The 3,048-nt window shown below is 70.5% G+C and carries 2 protein-coding genes and 1 pseudogene; all 3 read right to left on the bottom strand.

Annotation, left to right across the window (positions count from 1 at the left end):
* Positions 1-956, bottom strand: a 956-nt coding sequence (locus StrepF001_RS46830) for a site-specific integrase (RefSeq protein ID WP_240798012.1), incomplete at its 3' end; no start/stop codon positions are given.
* Positions 957-1,360: 404 nt separating this feature from the next.
* Positions 1,361-1,528 (bottom strand): annotated as a pseudogene (locus StrepF001_RS49250) (carbohydrate kinase); the annotation flags it as partial.
* A 263-nt stretch (positions 1,529-1,791) separates the two neighbouring features.
* Positions 1,792-3,048, bottom strand: a 1,257-nt coding sequence (locus StrepF001_RS44890; protein WP_129803827.1) for a glycoside hydrolase family 32 protein, incomplete at its 5' end; no start/stop codon positions are given.

The raw sequence follows: 3,048 nt of genomic DNA, 5'->3' as shown, positions 1-3,048 counted from the left end.
CGGTAGTCAGCGGGCAGCGCGGCCTCGTCGGGATTCTCGCTGCGGTGCGGGACCAGCAGGACCGCCCGCCCCGCCACCCGGGCGAGAGTCGGGGCGACGGTTGCGGCGGCCTCCGCCGCGGCCCGGTCCTGCGCGGCCAGCCGGTTGTGGCCCATCCACTCGGCGACGTCGGTGATGGGGATGCCGTGGGCGAGACAGTTGGAGGCGAAGAAGTGCCGCAGGCCGTAGACGACTATCCCGTCCGGGATGTCGACCTGGCCGGCCTTCTTGATCCGCTGCCACTGGTTGGCGATGTGGTAGCGCGGGAACGTGCGGGTCGGATCGCCGGGATGGCGCAGCAGGTAGCCGTCGACGGTGCCGTGCTTGTCGGCGTACCACTCGATGCTCTGGCGCACCCGCGCGGGCAGGGGTACGTCGCCGTACTCTCCCGGCTTGCGGTGCTTGACCCGCTCGTACTGGCAGGTGGTCCGGTTGACCTGCTCGGTGATGCGGTAGACGTCGTCGGCGACGATGTTGTCGAGGCTCACCGCGAACGCCTCGCCGTTGCGCATGCCGCAGCCGCTCATCAGACCGGTGACCAGCAGGAAACTGTCATCGCCGGCCGTGCGTATCTGCCCCAGCTGCTCGGGCGAGGGGATCACCACCCGCTTGGGGTCGTACTGCGGCGATCTCATGCCCGCGACCGGGTTGTCGTCGAACAGGCCCAACCGGTTCGCGTCCAGCAGGATCGCCTTCAGCTTGTCGAACGCGTTGGCCTGCGCGGCCAGGCCGATGCCGTTGCGTTCCAAGGTCTGGAGGAAGCCCTCGACGACCTTGTGGTCGAAGGTGTTCATCCGCCGACTGCCCAGCAGCGGCAGCAGATGGATGCTCAGCAACGACTCCAGATGCACCACCGAGGCCGGCCCCAGGTCCCGCTGCCCGGCCTTCCACTCGCCGGCGTACTCCTCGAACCGCATCGCCCCGTACTTCGCGATCCGGTCGATCTTCGCCTGCCCTCGCGGCGCGGCTTCTTCGCGTTGTAGACCTCCCGCTCACGGTACCGGGCATCGGCGGCCGTGCACCGTCGTTCTCCTCGACCAGGGCCCTGCGAGCTGCGCGTCGGCGGCCGGCGCACCTGTCGACGCTGAACGTCCGAAGCGGTCCAGGCGGAGCGGCCGCCCTCCGGCGTGACCAACGAGCGCAACCGCACGATGGATGCCATCCGCCACGCTGACGCGGCGTGGTGGCGGCAGGAGCGCGCACGCGAGTCGCTCATGGGGTTACCGCCTCGCGGTATTCCTGCCGCACGACACTGGCACTGTCTCGCGCTCGAATCGCGCGTCACCCGGAGAGGAACGGGGTTGCCAGGTGTTCCCCCCTGGGGCGGGTTCGCGCCGGAGACGCAGCAGGTCAGGGTGGCGACGCGGGCGGCGAACGAGCAGATGTCGGCGACGTCTTCGAGGCTCAGCCGGTCGAGTCGTCCGCCGAGGTGTCCGAGGGCGGCGAGGCGGTGAAGCAGACCCGCGGTGAAGGAGCCCCCGGCGCCGATGGCGAGAGCGTTGGGCTCGGGGGCACTCACGCTGCCGGTCAGGTCGACACCAGAGGCGCTGAGGCGGGTCCGGAAGAGGGTGCCGAAGACATCTTGGAGAACCGCCCATGGTGACTGTCTGCCTTTGTCAGGAAGGACGTGGGGCTGCCGCTCCCCTGCGTGGGTCCGGCTGTTCCGAGGCCAACGGGTAGTCGACGACGGCGCCGTCCTCATCCGCTTCGGGTGAGGACGGCGGCTCAAGGGCACGTAGGACAGGCGGCGCGTTACGCGTTCTGCCCTTGGCTCGCCAGCAGGGGTTCCTGACGGATTCCGCCCGGGGTCAGGTTCCATGCCTCGACGGTGAAGTCGCTGCGGCCGGTGCCTGTCGTGCGGGCTTGCATGTGCCAGGGTCCGTCGGCGAGCGGATAGAACCTGAGGGTGAGGACCTGGCCGTCGGCGAGATAGATCTCCGCGATCGAACGATCCACGATTACGCGTAGCTCGACGGGGGTGCCGGCCCTTGCGGCTGGGCATGGGACGGCATACGAGCCTCCCCGTGCTCGCGCGTCCAGTGACGCGTGGCTGCGGTCCACGGTGAGATGGCCGGTGGTGGGATCGAGGCTGATGTCGAGGTACTCGGTGCTGTCCGCGGAGGTGACCAGGCGCAGGCCGCTCGTGCCGGTGGTGTCGGGGGTCAGGACGGCGGTGAGGTCGAAGGTGCGGGTGACCTGTCCGAGTTCGGCCGGCTCGGACTGTGTGACGCGTCCGGTGCGGTGCAGTACGCGTTCGCCACGCAGGGCGAGGAGTTCGCGGGCGGGGCGTTGGACGACCGTGCCGTCGGCGGTGAGGGTCACCTCGCGGGGGAGGGTGAGGACACCTGCCCAGCCCGCTTCATGCGCCCAGGCGTCGTCGCGGGCCTCCCAGGCCCAGCCCCACAGCAGCCACCGGTCTTCCCCGGGGGCCTTCAGCAGGGCGGGGGCGTAGAAGTCCGGGCCGTGGTCCAGCGGCGCCGGGCACGCGGTTGGCGTGAAGCGCCCGTGCTGCTCGCGGCCGGTGTGGACGGTGGTGTGGCTGGGGCCGCCCTTCGGGGTCCAGTCGCTGATGATCAGCACGCTGCGGTCGCCGAAGGTCGCGTACTGGGGGCACTCCCATCCGACAGGGCCGGTGCCGGCCGCGGCATCGCTGGTGTGGAAGGGGCCGCGGTACTCCCAGTGTTCCAGGTCGTCGGACTCGTACAGCTGGGCGGCGGCGCGGCCGTCGGCGAGGGCCGAGCCGACCAGCATCCGCCAGCGGCCGTCCTGCTGCCAGACGTAGGGGTCCCGGTACATGGTGGTGTCGGCGGGCGGCTCGGGGATGAGCAGCTCCGGGCGCTTGGCCCAGGTGATTCCGCTGTCGTACGACTCGGCGGTGGTGACCGGCTGCCACCAGCGGTCGGTGCGGTGGGCCGAGTAGAACGCCACCATGCGGTCATCGGCGGACACCGCGTTTCCGGAGAAGCAGCCGTCGGCGTCGTGGCCGCCGATGACCGCATGGTGGCGTTC

It is taken from the genome of Streptomyces sp. F001, from assembly GCF_004187715.1.
GTDB lineage: Bacteria > Actinomycetota > Actinomycetes > Streptomycetales > Streptomycetaceae > Streptomyces > Streptomyces flavusporus.
Note: the sequence above shows the minus strand (reverse complement) of the source record. Positions and strands in the feature narration are given on the sequence as shown.